We start from the raw sequence: 16,762 nt of genomic DNA on the forward strand, positions 1-16,762 counted from the left end.
ACCAACAACAACCAGCCGAACAACGCCGAGAAACCGGTGGTGGTTCAGCTGGACATCCTGCCGAACAACGAGATCCACTGGAACGGTGAAGTGGTCAACGGCCGTGCAGACCTGGAAAGCCGTCTGGGCACGGTTGCCAAGGCCAATCCGCAGCCGGAATTCCACATCCGCCCGGACAAGGACGCATCTTACGCGCCCGTGGCCGAGGTGCTGGCTGAATCCCAGCGCATTGGGGTGAAGAAGATCGGCATTGTGGGTGGTGAGCAGTTCTTGCAGTGACGGAGCATGCCGCACGTTGCACAAGCGCTCGCAGAAACAGACAGATCGCGGACAACGTGTGTTGATTGAATGCCTGGGGGGATCACCCCTCAGGCATTTTTCTTGGGCAAGACACTGGTTTTGCAAGTGATAAAAGACTTGCACCGCTGACGTTCGATGTAGCCTCAGCTACATATAACCAAGACCTTCTGATCAGAAAGGGAGCTTCTGACGGGGGGAGGGCGAACGGACAGTTCTGCTTACGGGCGATCCCCGTAACGGCTTGATGAGGGAAGGGGGAAAGATGAGACTGAGAGCGCTGGCCCTGATGGCCATGCTGACTGCTGCCTGCGCCGCTAGCGCGCTGGCTGCGCCCGATCCGGACAAAGTACTGCATAGCTCGTTCAATGCGCCGGAAACCGGGTATGACCCGGCCAAGACGTCGGACGTGTATTCGCACGGTGTGATGGAAAACATCTTTGAGCCGCTGCTGACGTATGACTACGTTGCCCGCCCGGCCAAGCTGATTCCGCTGATTGCGACGAGCATGCCCGAGATCAGCGCTGATCGTCTCACTTATACCTTCCATATCCAGAAGGGCATCTATTTTGCAGATGACCCTGTCTTCAAAGGCAAGAAGCGTGAGTTGACCGCTGCTGACGTGGTCTACGGGCTCAAGCGTCTGGCTGACCCGGCCACTGGTTCACCCTCCAATTACCTGGTTTTGGGCCATTTTGTCGGTGTCGATGAACTGGCCGAGAAAGCCAAAAACGGCAAGTTTGACTACGACGCCCCGTGCGAAGGCATCAAGGCGCTCGATCGCTACACGCTCCAGCTCAAGCTCAAAACGCTATATCCGGCCTTGTTGTATGTGCTGGCCATGCCGCATACCTCTCCCGTGTCCCGCGAAGTCATGGAAGCCTACGGCCAGAACTCGCTGGCCCATCCGGTCGGGACCGGCCCGTACATCCTCAAGGAATGGAAACCTGGCGTGAAAACCACGCTGGTCTACAACCCCAATTTCCGTCATGTCGTGTTTGACTTCCACCCCACACCGGGCGACAAGGCTGGTGAAGAAGTGGCGCGGGAAATGAACGGCAAGACCATGCCGCAGATTGGCCGCATTGAGGTGCAGATTTTTACGGAAGAACAGCCCATGTGGCTGGCCTTCAAGAGCGGGCAACTGGATGAGTTGTACTCGATTCCGCAGCCGCTGCTGCGCGGGGTGCTCAATATGGACCCGAAGAACCCGCGTCGCGCCGCGCTCAAGGCTGAGTACCGCAAAGCGGGTTTGAAGATCAGCCGCGTGCTTGATCCGGAAATGACCTACTGGGACTTCAACATGCAAGACCCGGTGCTGGGCGGCTTTTCCAAAGAAAAGATTGCGCTGCGCCGTGCCATTGCCATGTCGTTTGATACCGACCAGACCATTCGCGATATCCGCCGCAACAACGCCGTCCGTATGCTGTACACCATTCCGGAAGGCGTCGTGGGGCACAACCCGAATTTCCGTTACCAGTACGAGTACAACCGCGCGTTGTCCAATGCACTGCTGGACCAGTTTGGTTACAAGATTGGCCCGGATGGCTATCGCACCACGCCGGATGGCAAGCCCATTTCCATCGATTTTGTGAGCGATGCGTCCGCCGTGGGCCGGCAGTGGAACGAGTACTGGCAAGAAGCACTCGATTCCATCCATCTGCGCGTTACATTCCGCCCGGTGACCTTCAACGATCTGCTCAAGGCCATGCGCTCTTGCACTTATGGCATGGTCGGTGCGGCCTGGATTGCCGACTACCCGGACGGCGAAAACTTTGTGATGCTCAATTACAGCAAGAATATCGGCGCCGAAAACACGGCGTGCTACGACTCGCCGCGCTACGACAAGCTGTATCTGGAATCGCAAAAGCTGCAAGACAGCCCGGAACGCAATCACCTGTATGACGAAATGAACAAGGTGATGATGGAAGACACCCCATGGTTACCCGGTGAAACCCGTTTCCGTAACCGCATGATGCAACCCCGCGTGCTGGGCGATGAGGTTCACCCCATCTTCCAGGTGTCCTGGCGTTTCATGGATATCCAGAAGTAAGGAGCCGGCAACATGTTCGCTTATATCGTCCGTCGCGTATTGCAGATGATCCCGACTTTGTTCGGGGTGATGCTGCTGGTGTTTGTCCTTTTTAACGTGTTTGGCGGTGATCCGTCTCTGGTCCTGGCCGGCAAGCATCTTACGGCCGAATCGCTGGCCAATATCCGCGCCCAGTTGGGGCTGGATAAAAGCCAGTCCGCCCAGTTCCTGATCTTTGTGAAACAGGTGCTGACGCTGGATTTCGGCACGTCCTGGTCTACCCAGCAACCGGTGTCGGACATCATTGGTTCGCGCATTGGCCCCTCATTGTTGTTGACGGGTTCCATGCTGGTGGTTGATCTGTTGATCGCCATCCCGCTGGCCGCTACCGTGGCGTATTTCCGCCGTGGCCTGACCGACCGCATTGTCACCATTTGTTGCACCATCGCCATGTCGGTGTCGGCATTGGTGTACATCATTGCCGGTCAGTACTGGCTGGCCTACAAGTTTGGCTGGTTCCCGGTCTCGGGCTGGAGTGCTTCGGCCTGGCACAATCTGTGGTACTACGTGCCACTGCCCATGTTGATGGGTCTGATGGTGTCACTTGGCCCGGATATCCGCTTCTATCGCTCGTTCTTCATCGAGGAACTGGGTAACGACTATGTGCGTACCGCCCGCGCCAAAGGGTTGTCCGAGCGTGTGGTCATGCTCAAGCACGTGCTGCGCAACGCGCTGATTCCGGTCGTGACGACTGTGATGATGTCGCTGCCGTATCTGTTGATCGGCGCACTGGTGCTGGAAACCTTTTTCAGTATTCCGGGTATGGGTAACGCGGTGGTGCTCGCTGTCAACAACAGTGACTTCCCGATCATCAAGGCTATTACGGTGTACATCGCCCTGGCCACCATGGTCTTTAACCTGCTGGCCGATCTGATCTACAAGCTGATCGACCCACGCGTGCAACTGACGTAACCGGAGAGACAACATGACAAGTACTGTACAGGCTGCTCCGGCCATGACTGGCACGCCGGAAGTGCATCGTGGTTTCTGGGCGCTGGGCTGGCGCCGGCTCAAACGTGACAAAGTGGCGATGATTTCGCTGGTGGTGGTGGGGGCGTTCCTGGCGCTGGCCGTCGCCGGTTGGTTCAATATTATTGGGGATGGCTGGCGCAAAGAAGTGGCCATTCCCTACGCGGCGCCTTCCTGGCTGATGCAAAGCGCAGAAGAAACCCTGCCACCGGCAGAAGAAGACACGACCAGCGCCAAAAGCAGCGCGCCGATTGTGACCATGACACAGGCTGAAGACCCCATTGGCAAGGAAGTGGCGCTGGCCCGTCAGAACATGGGCAAGTATGCCTCGGTAGAAACCCCGCTGCGCGAAACGCTGCCCTTTGGGGCTGACCTGCGCGGCCGGGATGTGATCGTCAAGACCATCAAGGGCACGTCCACCTCGGTGTTTGTCGGTATCTTTGGTGCCTTGTTCACCCTCTTGCTGGGCACCGTGCTGGGGGCGATCTCCGGCTACTTTGGTGGCAAGGTCGATGACTTTTTGAACTGGTTCTACAGCGTGTTCACCAGCGTGCCGGACATGTTGTTGCTGCTGTCGTTTGCGGCGGTGGCCGGTCGCGGGATCAAGACCATTATTATCGTGATGGCACTGACCAGCTGGACGGGCACTTACCGGCTGGTGCGGGCGGAATACCTCAAACTCAAGAACCGGGAGTTCGTACAGGCCGCCAGCGCCATTGGCGCCAGCGATGCCCGCCGGATCTTTGTGCATATCCTGCCCAATATCTCGCACTTGCTGCTGGTGCAGTTCTCGCTGCTGACGGTATCGCTGATCAAGTACGAGGCCATTCTCTCGTTCCTGGGTTTTGGTGTGGGCGTCACGCAAGTGAGTCTGGGTTCCATGCTGGCTGAAGCGCCGGCAGAACTGGTGCAAGGGGTGTGGTGGCAAATGGTGGCGGTGACCATCGCCATGTCTCTGTTGGTGACGGCGTTCAGCTTGCTGATAGATGGACTGCGCGATGCCTTTGATCCCAAAGCCAACAAGTAGTAGCCCTACTGCGAAGCCGTGATCGGGGATCATGTGCTGCTCGCAATCCTCATGGACCCCATGTCCATTCCGGTTGCTGTGCTGCGCTTCACCCCGCTGACGCCTTCTCGCTACGGGCCAAGGGCCCAGAGGAGAACACCATGAACCAACAAGTGCAACAAGATACCCTCCTGTCGATCCGCAACCTCAACGTGCGTTTCAAACAGGAAGACGCCGAGCCGTTTCACGCGCTCAAGAGTATCAATCTGGATATCCCCAAAAACGCCACAGTGGCGCTGGTGGGGGAGTCCGGCTCGGGCAAGTCGGTGACGTCCATGGCGATCATGCAATTGCTGCCGCAAATGCAGACGCTGATCGATCCGGCCAGCCAGATCCTGTTTGAAGGCCGCAATTTGCTGGACGTGCACGGCGCAGAGCTGCGCCGCCTGCGCGGCAAAGACATTGCCATGATTTTCCAGGAGCCGATGAGCTCGCTCAACCCGGTGTTTACCGTGGGTGACCAGATTGTCGAAACCCTGATGCTGCACGCGAAGCTCTCGCGCTCTGCCGCTGCCAAGCGCGCGCTGGAACTGTTGATTGAGGTTGGCCTGCCGGACCCTGAGAAAAAGATCAAAGCCTATCCGCATGAACTCTCGGGCGGACAGCAGCAACGGGTGATGATTGCCATCGCCATTGCGTGCGAACCCAAACTCTTGATTGCGGATGAGCCCACCACAGCGCTGGACGTCACCATCCAGAAACAGATTCTGGAACTGATTGCCAAACTGCAGGCCAAGCGCGGGATGTCGGTCTTGTTCATCACCCATGATCTGGGTCTGGTGGGCGAGTTTGCCGACAAGGTGGTGGTGATGCGTCACGGCGAAATCCGTGAAGCGGGTGACGTGCAGCAGATTTTTGAAAACCCGCAAAATGCGTATACCAAGGCGCTGCTGGCTTGCCGCCCGCAACTGGAGCAACGCCCGCTGCGCCTGCCGGTGATTGATGACTTCATGAAACCGGGCGGTTTTGTCTCGGCCGGTGAGCGCCAGCGCGGTTATCAGGCGGATGACGAGATCGTGCTGGATGTGCAAGGCCTGGCGAAGTCGTTTGATATCCGCCAGGGCTTGTTTGGCAAAAAGCAATTCCACGCCGTGAAAGATGTGTCGTTCAAGCTGGCGCGCGGCAAAACGCTGGGGATTGTCGGTGAGTCTGGCTCTGGCAAAACCACGGTGGGCCTGACGCTGGTGCGGCTGCATCAGGCCACGGGTGGCAAGGCGCTGTTTGAAGGCAAAGACTTGCTGGCCATGTCTCCCAAAGAGTTTCACGCCTACAAGCGCCGTATCCAGATTATTTTCCAGAACCCGTATGCATCGCTCAATCCGCGTTTTACGGTAGAGCAGATTCTGGCCGAACCCATGATGTTGCACGGTATTGGCAACAACGCGGCCGAACGTCAGAAAATGGCGCAGGAACTGCTGGATCGGGTGGGCTTGCCGGCACGCTCGCTGGTCAAGTACCCGCATGAATTCTCCGGCGGTCAGCGTCAGCGTATTGCCATTGCCCGCTGCCTGACTATGAAGCCGGAAGTGTTGATTTGTGATGAATCGGTGTCTGCGCTGGATGTCTCTGTACAAGCTCAGGTGCTCAACTTGCTGCAGGACCTGCAAGATGAATTCAAGCTGTCTTACCTGTTTATCTCCCATGATCTGGCGGTGGTGAAACACATCTCTGACCAGGTGCTGGTGATGAACAAGGGCGAAGTGGTGGAGCAGGGCGATTCGGACGCCATCTACCGGCAACCCAAAGAGAGCTACACCCGGCGGCTGCTGGATTCCATTCCGCAAGGCTGGACGGGCGGCACGCCGGCGCTGGCCTGATCTGTCTTGCTTGTATGAACAAAGCCCGGCTCGTTGCCGGGCTTTGTTTATGGAACCTCCCCGTAGCCCGGATGAAGCGTAGCGAGAATCCGGGGTTGCCATCTCCGCAAGAATAGAACCCAGACCCAACACGCAATACAACCCCGGATTCCCGGCCTGTGGCCTTCATCCGGGCTACGGTGGCTGGCTTGATCTGTCTTGTTTGTATGAACAAAGCCCGGCTTGTTGCCAGGCTTTGTTTTTAACGCCATTGGCATTGCGTTTTGTGCTCTCTCACGCCAGGATAATCTGCCCTGACAGGAGGATCGCATGACGCATATCGAACGCCATTCCGACCCCCAGGTCTTCGCCACACTCACTGGCGCATGGCTGGGCACGCAGTACGCAGACCACAACCAGTTGTACAACGCAATTCTGCGGAATACCCCTCAGGCGATGGCGGCATTTGATCGCCGCATGTATCTCATCAAGCGTGCTGATGCCATCGTGGGCGCCTGCATGATCACCGGCCCGCTGCCGGTACAGTCAATCATGATGACCGATCTGGATGAAGAAGCCTGCGCGGCGCTGGTGGCGGCAATGGCGGAAGATGGCATTACGCCCACCGATATTGTCGGCCCGATGGCGCATGCCTGGCTGCTGGCGCGGTTTTTCCCCGGCTATAGCAGCCATGTACATACTGCGCTGGGTAATTTCCAGCTGGTGACCGGTCCGGTCTGTACCGGTGCCGCCGGCGTATTGCGACAAGCTGGCGTGGCGGATCAAGCCTGGCTGGTGCAGCACTGGTTCGATTTTTGCCAGGAGGCGGGTATTGCGGAGCCGGTAGAGAACGTGGTGCGGCGCATCCAGCTGCATCTGGATGCGCCGGTAAACATCCTGTGGATCTGGGAGGTTGACGGGACTGCCGTCGCCCTCTGTGCTGCCTCACACCAGCCGCCGTTATCGCGGATCGGGCCGGTCTACACGCTGCCGCCATACCGGGGGCGCGGTTATGCCGGGGCAATGGTGGCGGCAGTGTCCCGCATGGTGCGCGCGCGTGGTGTCAACGATATCTTCCTGTTTACCGATCTGGCCAACCCCACCAGCAATGGCGTCTATAAACGCGTGGGTTTTGCGCAGATTGGCGAGCATGTGCATCTGGAATTGACGCCAGAACCCGTGACGGCGACATGCTGAACCGCTGCATGGGCCGTCTGCTGCTCCGGCAACTGGATCGGCACAACCCGGCGGATGCCGCGACGGTGCAGCAGGTGTTTGATGCTGCACCGGATTTCAGCATGCAGACCGAAGGCCGTCTGCCCGCTCCGGGCGACGGTCAGCAAGCGCTGGATGCCCTCCCGCCCGATTTTGATTACGCCAACAAGTTTGTGTTTGCGCTGGAGATGGACGGTAAGACATTGGGCGTGGCGGATCTGTTGCGCGGCTATCCGGCGGAACACTGCGCTTTTCTGGGGTTGCTGCTGTTTGCCCAACCGTATCAAGGTCAGGGTCTGGGCAAACTGGCGCTGGCGCAATTGCTCGATTTGGCCCGGGCCTGGGGCTGCCAGGAAATGCAGTTGGGTGTGATTGCCAGCTACGAACGTGCCATGCGTTTCTGGCAGGCGCGCCAGTTTACCGAGTTGTATCGCAAAGAGGTGCCGGATTTCATCAGCCCGGTGGTGGTGATGCGTTATCCCCTGGAACTTGAGCGGGCCGGGGACTGAACCGATGTGGGCCGGAGCCACGTGCGTACCCGACTCACCACCAGCCGTTCCAGCGCTTTCAACAGGCGGGCGATTTGCACTGCGCAATACAAGTTAAGCGCAAACATTGGCACGAGCAGTGCCAGCCAGTACGGGTGCAAGGGGGTAAGTAGCCCAACCGGAATGTACAGCAGCGTGGTTGAAATACCCTGGGCAAAGAATGCATGGATCGCATTGCGGCCCAGCCACCGGAGTGGTTCACGGGTGAGCAGCCAGGCCAGTGCGGGTAGGCGGGTCAGCAGCAGCAAGACGCAGAGCGAGAGCCAGGAGCAGGAGAAATACAGCGACTGCGCGGGGAACTTATAAGCCTGCAAATTGATAAGCGCGTTGACCAGATCAGGTGTGCATAGCAATTGCCACGCGGCTTGCACGGCAATCAAGGCATACCAGTACCACGCTAGCTGACCCTTGGCGCGGCAGTAGCCCAGCAAGAACAGCGGCAGGTAAAACACGCCAAAGGCGACAATGGGTAACCAGCCGCTGGTCCAGTCTGCCGCCGGCAACAATTGCGAGAAATACATCGCGCCCACCAGCACCAGCGCTACGGGTAATGCAGCGCGGGCGTGAAACCAGATCAGCACGATGGCGGCCACGCTTACGCCCAGATAGACGCGCACAAACCACATGGACCCCATCACGGCGTCATCCCACTGAACCTTGTGATAGTCGTGCAAGAACCACTCCAGCAAACGTATTGCCGGCAGCGGATAATCCGCCAGGCGATACCCCAGCCAGACCAGCGCCACAAAGGTCATATAGCGCCATTGCAAGCGCCACAGATTGCGCCAGGCTTTGCCCGGATCACTTACTTTGGAAAACGACCAACCGGCCAGAAAGAAGAACAGCGGGACATCGATCCACAGGCAGGCGCCATGCATCCAGGCGGGCACATACAGATCGCCGCTCCAGAACACACTGTGAATGAAGATGACCGCAGCCACTGCCAGGCCTTTGAGTCCATCCAGCAAGTGGTCACGAGACATCCGTTTCCTTCGAGCGTGAAAGCGGGGTTAATCCTGCCTGGAGGCCGGTTTGGCTGAAGCGGCGCGCACGGCGGCGTTGCCGACCAGATGTGAGGATGGGCTGGTGCATAAGCCCGGCATGTCGGTGTTACGCCGATAAAGGCGTACTTGCTGGTCTGAAGATTGATAAACGAGCGACGCATTGGTCAGCAGGCGGCGTGCGTCTTGCGGTGAGACCGGGTCGTTACCCAGCGGCCGCCCCCAAACCACCACATAGTCCACCGGAATGCCGGTTTTCTGTTCAAAGCGCGGGACATCCAGCCGCTGCACATTTACGGCAGTTTGCTGTGGCTCCCAGTGGTACACCAGGTCTTGCGGATCATGGCCTGGCCGAAAACGGATCGGGTAGACGCTCAGTCTGGCCAGGAAATTGAACAGTACCACCCGGTCCTGATCCAGTTCCAGCCGGCTGGTGGCCTGGAAAAAGGGCTCATAACCCGTGGGCTTGGGCAGGCCACGCTGGTCGTACTGGGTGGAGGACTCGATCACCGGCAAGACGGTGCAATGCGCGCCAATCTGCTTGTCGATCGCCTGCAGCGCACTCAGTTGCTGATGCACCTGGCCTTGTACCGACCAGGTTTCATGAAACTGCACAGCCAACAGCAACACGGCCAGGCCGGACAAGCCCCAGCGCAGCCATTGCCGGTTAATCAGGAAAGCCGCGCAAGGCAGTGCCCACAACATGGGGAACAACTCGGCGCGCCAGAAATGGGTCCAGCCACCGCCAGAGACATCCGGAACCACAAAACAAAAGGCGTAGAAGGTAACCAGCGTCAGCCCGACACCGGTAAACAGGGTGGCGCCACCCTGAAAGAGGTGATGGCGCTCTTTCCAGATTTTGTAAATGGTCGCCAGCAAGGTCACCAGCATCAGCGTCATCAGCGCATCGGGCAGCACGCGGTTGTCGCGCGATTGCAGGCGGAACAGCTTGCCTCGCGCCATGGATTTGGCCCGATCGATCATGTCGGGCCCGTATTCGGTGGGATAACCATGCTGGCGGATGGCAAACCAGGCCATCAGCGGGATGGGTAGACACAGTGCCAGCGCCACACAAGCGCTGATTTGCCACAGTGCCCGACCGCGCAAGCCCGCTTGCCAGTCACTGATGAGGCGGACGGTTTCCAGCGCCATCAGCGCCAGCGTTGCCATGATGAAGCCGGCGGCGTGGCTCAACAGGGTAATGAGCAGCACCACGCCCAGCGCCAGCGCGCGCCAGATCGCCGGGTGCCGGCGCAGGTCCAGATACCAGCCCAGCGCCAGGAAAAACCCGGTCAGCGAAAACAGGAAGTTGTACAAGCCCAGAAAAAAGAGCTGATTGGCCAGCAGGGGCAGGGCAAACAGGGCCAGCCAGGCGTTATCCGGGTTGATTTTACGCAGCATGTACCACGCGGCCACGGCCGGGCCAATCAGACACAGCGCTTGCAGCACCGCCTCGGCCCGATCTGGCGAGAACACCAGTAACAAGCCGCGCAAGATGGCGTAGATCGCCATATTGGGCTGCAAGGTGTCCGCTGACATATAAATTTGCGACTGCAATGGCCAGTCTGCGCTGCCCATGTGCCCGAGCATGTCGGCAAACGACAGGTGGATGGGCCCGTCGTTGGTGGCCAGCGGGCCCAGTGTGATCAAGATGGCTGCGTAAACAATGACAACGGCCAGAAACAGGCCATGCCGCCGCAGCGACATTTCCGGAAGATTCATGCGCTTTCCCGCGTCAGATGCAAAATGGAGTCAATCTTTGTATCGGAGATGTATCCAGGAAAGCTTCAGTTTCTCATATCTGACTTTTGATGCAAGCACAATTTTGTGCAATGCATCACGAATGTCGTCACTTCCCGTCAGGTATCCGGGGTATCACCGGTATAGAGTTCCGGAAATTGCACGCGTACCGGCTCGCCATCGGCACGCCAGCCGTGACAGGAGTCAATCAATCGTGCCAATAGTCTGGCCTGTTCCGTGGTGCGTGGCCCGACGGCCGGAGTGGGGGCTTCCCGTTTGCGCAGGCCGGATGAGATGGTCTGAAATGCCACCGTGGCCATGGGCCCCAGCAGCTCGGTGATATGGGTGCATCCGGCACGGCCTTTAAACAGTTCCCGCACCTTGCGGTTGAACCCTGGCCCAATGCGCACGCCCACCAGTTGCTGGTAGGAGTCCGTGATCTGCGGGCAAATGGTATAGGGCGAGGCGAGGGTGGCGGCCTCCACGGCGACGATCTCATACCGGTCATTGAGCGTGAGCCGTACCTGCATCAAATGCAGCGGCTCGCCCTGGGCCAGCAAGCGACCGTCGTAAAAGGTGACCGGGTAGCCCTTGGTATCGGTGATGGCGGCTTCGATATCCCACAAGCCATCCTCCCGCAGATAGCCCTGACACTGGATCTGGCGAGTATGGTAATGCTGGCGGGCAACGGGTGGGCTCAGGCTCATGCGGGGCGTTCTCCTGTAACCGGGTAACGATCAAAACCCTGATTTTGCCCGTCCGGCACGGCCGGGGCCATTGCAGTTTGCCCCTGGCCTGGCGTTTGAACCGCGCCTACAGATAGCGGGTCCACAACACTTGTGAGGTCACCGCAGAGGGCGTGCCGGATGAGCCTGTCCCCGGCACGCTCGCGCCTGGTTTATAGGCGGGCGGTAGGGCGCTGAGGTTGATGGTGGTGCTGGAACCCAGGCTGTTGGCGCCCGTGCTGCCGGCTGCGGTGACATAGCCATAAATGGTGGTGCTGCCGCTGCTGGTGAACTGGTTGTTGGCCAGAATGCTGCCATACACCGTGGTGCTGGAGCCCAGCGCGATATTCCCGCCCGAGTACACGCCATTGGTGGCACTGCCTGCCAGGAATGCGTAGTTGGCAACCGCCGTGGCGTTGTAGTTGAACGTGGTGGGGCTGCTGGCCGGGGTACACAGATTGGTGGGCCACAGCGTCGGGAAATTAGCGTTCACACAAATGCCGGTCGGGGCATAGGTAACACCGGAAACCGCGCCATTAAAGCCGGCAAAGGCCGGCGCGTAGACCACATCGCTACCACTGGTAGAGATATTGCCGGTGGCGATAAAGGTGTTGTAATACGTGCCATTGCCTACGGTCAGGCTGCCGTGGAACCACGCCACGCCTTGCGCAATACTTTGGCCGTTGATGGTCCACATGCTGTTGCTGGAGCTGTAACTGAAACACGGGTTGTACGCCGAATAACCCTGGCAGATCGTGACCGACGAGCCCACGGCCGGTGTACCGCAAATGGGCGAACTCGGGGTGGAACCGCTGGCCAGCGCGGTACACAGATAGTCCTGGTGGCCGCTATCGTAATTACCCAGATAGTAGGTGCCAGCGGTAACGCCGTTGACGTTGGCGACCGTCACTTTGCGATACCCGCTACTGTCGATATCAAACACGTAATTGGCGGTGGCTTGCAGCTGGTTGGCGTCAATCTGCTGGGTACCCAGTGACACCGGCGTAACAGTCACGGCGTAGCTGGAGTTGGCGGTGACGTTGACGCCAGTATTCCACGCAGGTTTGCTGACCGTGCCGCCGACGGTGCCGCTGCCGACCGTGCCGCTACTGCTCACCGTCAGGTTTTTCTGGGCATGCAATGTGCCGATGGACGTGCTGTCCATGGTCACGTTGCCCAGTGTGTTCACTGAATCGGCATGGGCGCCGCCGGTAATCGATACATCCCCGATGGCATTGATGCTGACTGCGCTGGCGCTTCCGCTCAGGCTGACGGTGCCGTTCGAATTAATCACCCCCACCTGCGCACTGCTCCCAAGTGAAACATTGCCGGTGGCGTTGATGACCTGCACGCCTGTGAGTGACACGCCGCCGGTGTTGAACGAGCCATTGACGTTGATCACGGCATTGGCGGTGGTCGAGGTGGAGGTGATGAAGTTGATGCTGCCGCCCAGCGTCACGTCATGATTGAAATTGATGGCATTGGCATTGGTATTGCCGGTGCCGCTGCCGGAACTGCCGGCGATCACGCAATACACCGCTTGTACCGTGGCGGTGGCACCGCTGCTGGTGCCGGTGAAATTGGCGGTGACCAGCGTGCCTTGTGTCGAGCCCGTCGCGGCAGACGACACGCAAGAGGTGGAGGTACTGTTGACGCCAATCACCAGACCCGCAATCCCGGTCAGGTTGCTGCCACTCAGTGTGATGGCCTGATTTGCCGTCAACGCCGCTGCAGTGGTCTGGCCGGCCTGATACAAATACTGCCGGAACGCCTCGACCCCCGTCCATGCTTTAAGCTGCGCCTGGGTGGCGGTATGGGCGGTCAGCGTGCTGTCTTGCTCGCTATGCACGTAATACATGGTACCCAGTACCGCTGCGGTCAGCGACAAACCCACCATCAAAACCAGCAAGATGGCAGCGATACCGCGCTGGGCGCGGGGCAGGGTGGGGTGGTGGGCGCGCATGGTCAGGCTCATGACGTAAAGTTGGGCAGGCAGGTGGTCCAGCTATTGCTGCCGGTGCTGGTACTCCAGCCCATTTGCACTTGCACCCCGGCGACGGCGGACTGACTGCTGGCCAGCGCAGTCATGCTGCCCAGGGCCAGCATGCCGGAGCCGACTTCCGCTCCAAACGGCCAGCACGCGCCAGCGCTGGCACTGGCGCTAAAGGTGACAGCAGCCGGCAAGCCGCTGGCCAGCACGCTGCTGCTGGTCCAGATACTGGGTGAGGCATTCCATTTGCTCGATACCGGGTTGCAACTGCCGCTGGCCTGCACCAGCGTGAGCGACCAGGTGGTCAGGCTGGTGGCGACCGGGTCCTGGGCGGACTGACTGATCAGTCCCTTGCAGACCCAACTGGCCGTGCCGGTCGGGTTCAGATTGCTATCCCAATAAATGGCGTTGCCAGCGACTGCGGTGCCGGTATTGGGGATGCTGATCACGGTGCTGCTGCCATTCGCAGCTGTATTGACCAGGATAATGTCGGTATTGCGGGCTGCACCCGCCACGCCGAAGCCGGCACTTTGCAACTGGTTCTGCGCCGCCAGAAAACCGGTGGTGGCCTGGCGGTCTTGCGCGGCGACAGGCTGCATGCCACTGGCTGGATCAAACGTCATGCGTGCAACAATGCGGTAGAGCGAGAGCATGGCAATGATGACCAGCAAGCTGATCACCATACCGACCATCAAACTGGTGAGCGTCCAGCCGCGTTGGGATGAAGGGCGCTGGTTCATGAGCCGTTGCCCAGGGTGAGCGAACCGCCGAGCACGCCGCTGGTATCCGTAGCCGTTGTGGAAAAACGCGGCACGTAGACGGTCTGGCTGGTGCTGCCAACAGCCACCGTGGCAGGCGTGCTCGAACCGCAACTGATGGTCAGCGTGGCGGTAGTTGATGTACTACCCGCCAGCGGAATGGGCGGTTGCGTGACTGTACTGGCGCACAGATTGCGCATACCGCCCGCGCTTTGCATTAACTGGGAGCGCACATTGTTGACCACGATATTCTGCGCATTCACCGTCGTCTGGCTCAGGGCCGAGCGCGATAGCACATAGGTCAGCCCCACGCCCACGATGCCCACCAGCAACATGGCAATCAGCCCCTCAATCAACGTGGATCCGCGCTGCCGGGGAGCGCCGCACGCCAGATGATCAGTTGATGGTTGTTGCACTGCTGGTCACCCCCATACTGGTCATGCTGTAGCTGGTTGTTGTCACGCAGGCGCCGCCGCCAGGCATGCCGCTGAGGGTGACGCTGACCGGCACCCCGGCACTGGTCAACGCAACACACTGATTGGCCGCGCTGTTCAGTGTGCCGGTGGTGCCATTGGGCAAGGTGCCGGTCCATGCCGCGCCGGTACAGCTAAAGGTATTGGCCGGCGTGCGCGGTACGTTGGTGGCCGTCACGGCGACACTGTACGTGGCCTCTTGCGCGCACAGCACATTGCCGCCGCTCAGCAGCAAAAACGCCGCCGGCTCGTTTTGCTGGGCGCCGGCCACATTGCGCAAGGCGCGCGAGCGCGTCATCGCCATGCCTTTGTTGAACAGGGTTTTGGCCGATTGCAGATTGGATGAACCGATCCATTGCATGGTGAGCGGCACGCCCATGAATAACAGCACCATCATTACCGCAATGGCGATGATCATTTCGATGAGCGTAAAACCGCGCATTGCCGAGCCCGTCACCATGCCATTACCAACTGGTTAACCCGCCACAGGCCTTGCTGCCTGAACCCGCCGTAAATGTGCGCTGATTGGTGTTGGTCAATTGCAGCGTACAACCCGAGACCGGTTTGCCGGACTGGCCGACGGCGGTCAGCGTATACGCCTGCGGGGTTGCGCTAGAGACCGACGAGTTATAGGTAAACATGGCACCTTCCGCCGGGCCAAAGGCGGAGAACCCGGTGGTGCTGGAAGTAATGCTGGAGGCGGACGCGTAGTTGAGCGTCAACTGGTGCTGGTTTTCCATGATCAAAGCCAGCGCCACCAGATCCGCACCCGCGCCCTTGACATGACTTTTAATGACATAGCTGCCGTAGATCGGCACGGCAATGGCGGTCAGGATGGCCACAATCGCCATGGTCACAATCAATTCAACCAGCGTGAAACCCGCCAGCGAGATGCGGGAAGGGGCCTTGCAGGAAGGTTGGGGCATGCGTGCAGAACCTCTGGCTGACGTGTAGTGGTGGTTCAGACCAGAGCGGGCGCCGTGGATTCCCGTGACTCAGGAAAATCCGGGCAGAACACCTGTCCGGTAAAACCCTTATATATGCCAGTGACTATACCGTCAGAATCAGACTTTCAACACGCTACTTTTTATGAAAGACAGATAAATCTCGTAGAAAACCAGCCTGGTTTCCGGTTCTGAATATCTGGCGTCAGTCAGGTGTAGGTATTTTGCCGGAATGTAAAAAGAATCGCCGCCCCGGGTTGAGGTTCCCGGCGGGCGGCGATCAAGTCAGGCAGGGGAAATCAGAACGAATCAGAACCAATCAGAACCGCACGACGCGCTGGCGATGAACCAGGAAGTCGCTACCGAAAATCACCGCGCGGTCTTCAAAGTAAGCGGTGGTATAGCGCAGCCAGCGGCGCATGCCGGGTAAGTCGTTCATCTCGCCGGTCGTGCTGGCTGGGGCCGGTTCGTCCGGGACTGCCTGGGGTTGTAAGGCGAACTGGCCCGGATATCGCAGTGGGCTCATGCTGCGTTCTCCAGCAGGCCATGGCGCGACAGATGCACGGGGGCCGTGGCCAGTACCCGATGCACTGCGGTTTGCGTGCGCGCTTCCCGCAGCGCCTGCCGAAAATCTCGCAGGTGCAGCGCAGAGGCCACATCGGCCAGGGCTTGCAGATGCTGTTGGCAGGCTTTGGCCGGCATCAGCAAGAAGATGCATTCACTCAGCCCTTTGCCATCTGGCGTATCGGCATCCAGCGGCAGGGTGGGCCGGATATAAATCATGACCGGATAGTCCAGCCCCTCAATACGGGCATGAGGGATGGCCACGCCACGCCCCAGCGCAGTGGTGCCAAGGCGCTCGCGGTCCAGCAGCTTTTGCAGCACGACGCTGGCAGGCAGGGCGTAATGGTGTTCGGCAAAACACGCTGCGTGTTCAAACAAATCATCGACCGTACGGGCCGGGACATCCAGCAAGATGCTGGAGGGCGGACAGAGATCAGCCAGTGAAGACATGATGTTTTCCTGTGTGATGCGAAATGCCGGAGAGCGATGGCCCACCGGCAGTGCCACTGTATGAAACGGCGTATAAACAACGCGTAAAAAAACAGACCTTGCCGCGTAAAAAGTGCAAAAACAGGGTTTGCTGG

Annotated in this window: 17 protein-coding genes; 7 read left to right on the forward strand and 10 right to left on the reverse strand. The window is 59.2% G+C overall.

Going from position 1 to position 16,762, the window contains the following annotated elements:
• From HNQ50_RS20880 to HNQ50_RS20910, 7 genes are all read left to right on the forward strand, one after another.
• The coding region (locus HNQ50_RS20880) for an ExbD/TolR family protein (RefSeq protein ID WP_184097844.1) at window positions 1-279 on the forward strand (279 nt) is incomplete at its 5' end.
• Window positions 280-562: 283 nt separating this feature from the next.
• Window positions 563-2,350 (forward strand): ABC transporter substrate-binding protein, encoded by a 1,788-nt coding sequence (locus HNQ50_RS20885; RefSeq protein WP_184103221.1) that lies wholly within the window; start codon window positions 563-565, stop codon window positions 2,348-2,350.
• A gap of 12 nt (window positions 2,351-2,362) precedes the next feature.
• Window positions 2,363-3,301, forward strand: a complete 939-nt coding sequence (locus tag HNQ50_RS20890; RefSeq protein ID WP_184103223.1) for an ABC transporter permease — start codon at window positions 2,363-2,365, stop codon at window positions 3,299-3,301.
• 13 nt (window positions 3,302-3,314) lie between these two features.
• Window positions 3,315-4,385: an ABC transporter permease gene (locus HNQ50_RS20895; RefSeq protein ID WP_184103225.1), complete on the forward strand. Its 1,071-nt coding sequence runs from the start codon at window positions 3,315-3,317 to the stop codon at window positions 4,383-4,385.
• A 140-nt stretch (window positions 4,386-4,525) separates the two neighbouring features.
• A complete protein-coding gene (locus HNQ50_RS20900; protein ID WP_184103227.1) occupies window positions 4,526-6,241 on the forward strand; it encodes an ABC transporter ATP-binding protein in 1,716 nt (571 codons plus the stop codon).
• Between the two features lie 309 nt (window positions 6,242-6,550).
• Window positions 6,551-7,417 (forward strand): GNAT family N-acetyltransferase, encoded by an 867-nt coding sequence (locus HNQ50_RS20905; protein ID WP_184103229.1) that lies wholly within the window; start codon window positions 6,551-6,553, stop codon window positions 7,415-7,417.
• On the forward strand, window positions 7,411-7,944 hold the full coding sequence (locus HNQ50_RS20910; RefSeq protein WP_184103231.1) for a GNAT family N-acetyltransferase: 534 nt from the start codon (window positions 7,411-7,413) through the stop codon (window positions 7,942-7,944). The genes HNQ50_RS20905 and HNQ50_RS20910 overlap by 7 nt, the downstream gene beginning before the upstream one ends.
• On the opposite strand, the gene HNQ50_RS20915 is transcribed toward HNQ50_RS20910, so the two are convergent.
• The 10 genes from HNQ50_RS20915 to HNQ50_RS20960 form a co-directional block, all read right to left on the reverse strand.
• Window positions 7,911-8,966 (reverse strand): acyltransferase family protein, encoded by a 1,056-nt coding sequence (locus HNQ50_RS20915; RefSeq protein WP_184103233.1) that lies wholly within the window; start codon window positions 8,964-8,966, stop codon window positions 7,911-7,913. The genes HNQ50_RS20910 and HNQ50_RS20915 overlap by 34 nt on opposite strands.
• Before the next feature lie 27 nt (window positions 8,967-8,993).
• Complete coding sequence (locus tag HNQ50_RS20920; RefSeq protein ID WP_184103235.1) at window positions 8,994-10,706, reverse strand: hypothetical protein; 1,713 nt, start codon at window positions 10,704-10,706, stop codon at window positions 8,994-8,996.
• A gap of 137 nt (window positions 10,707-10,843) precedes the next feature.
• Window positions 10,844-11,431: a DUF2889 domain-containing protein gene (locus HNQ50_RS20925; RefSeq protein WP_184103237.1), complete on the reverse strand. Its 588-nt coding sequence runs from the start codon at window positions 11,429-11,431 to the stop codon at window positions 10,844-10,846.
• A 106-nt stretch (window positions 11,432-11,537) separates the two neighbouring features.
• Window positions 11,538-13,412, reverse strand: a complete 1,875-nt coding sequence (locus tag HNQ50_RS20930; protein WP_184103239.1) for a beta strand repeat-containing protein — start codon at window positions 13,410-13,412, stop codon at window positions 11,538-11,540.
• A gap of 8 nt (window positions 13,413-13,420) precedes the next feature.
• On the reverse strand, window positions 13,421-14,179 hold the full coding sequence (locus tag HNQ50_RS20935; RefSeq protein WP_184103241.1) for a PilW family protein: 759 nt from the start codon (window positions 14,177-14,179) through the stop codon (window positions 13,421-13,423).
• The gene (locus HNQ50_RS20940) at window positions 14,176-14,613 is read right to left on the reverse strand and encodes a PulJ/GspJ family protein (RefSeq protein WP_308419192.1); all 438 of its coding nucleotides are present in this window, start codon (window positions 14,611-14,613) and stop codon (window positions 14,176-14,178) included. Before HNQ50_RS20940 ends, HNQ50_RS20935 begins: the two co-directional genes overlap by 4 nt.
• Window positions 14,594-15,112 (reverse strand): pilus assembly FimT family protein, encoded by a 519-nt coding sequence (locus HNQ50_RS20945; RefSeq protein ID WP_184103245.1) that lies wholly within the window; start codon window positions 15,110-15,112, stop codon window positions 14,594-14,596. Before HNQ50_RS20945 ends, HNQ50_RS20940 begins: the two co-directional genes overlap by 20 nt.
• Window positions 15,113-15,134: 22 nt before the next feature.
• On the reverse strand, window positions 15,135-15,596 hold the full coding sequence (locus HNQ50_RS20950) for a type IV pilin protein (RefSeq protein WP_184103247.1): 462 nt from the start codon (window positions 15,594-15,596) through the stop codon (window positions 15,135-15,137).
• A 337-nt stretch (window positions 15,597-15,933) separates the two neighbouring features.
• Window positions 15,934-16,140, reverse strand: coding sequence for a hypothetical protein (locus HNQ50_RS20955; protein WP_184103249.1), 207 nt, complete (start codon window positions 16,138-16,140; stop codon window positions 15,934-15,936).
• Window positions 16,137-16,628 carry a PTS sugar transporter subunit IIA gene (locus tag HNQ50_RS20960; protein ID WP_184103251.1) on the reverse strand — a complete coding sequence of 164 codons (492 nt, stop codon included), beginning with the start codon at window positions 16,626-16,628 and terminating at the stop codon, window positions 16,137-16,139. Before HNQ50_RS20960 ends, HNQ50_RS20955 begins: the two co-directional genes overlap by 4 nt.
• Window positions 16,629-16,762: the final 134 nt, after the last annotated feature.

The sequence above is a fragment of the Silvimonas terrae genome, from assembly GCF_014202765.1.
Lineage (GTDB): Bacteria > Pseudomonadota > Gammaproteobacteria > Burkholderiales > Chitinibacteraceae > Silvimonas > Silvimonas terrae.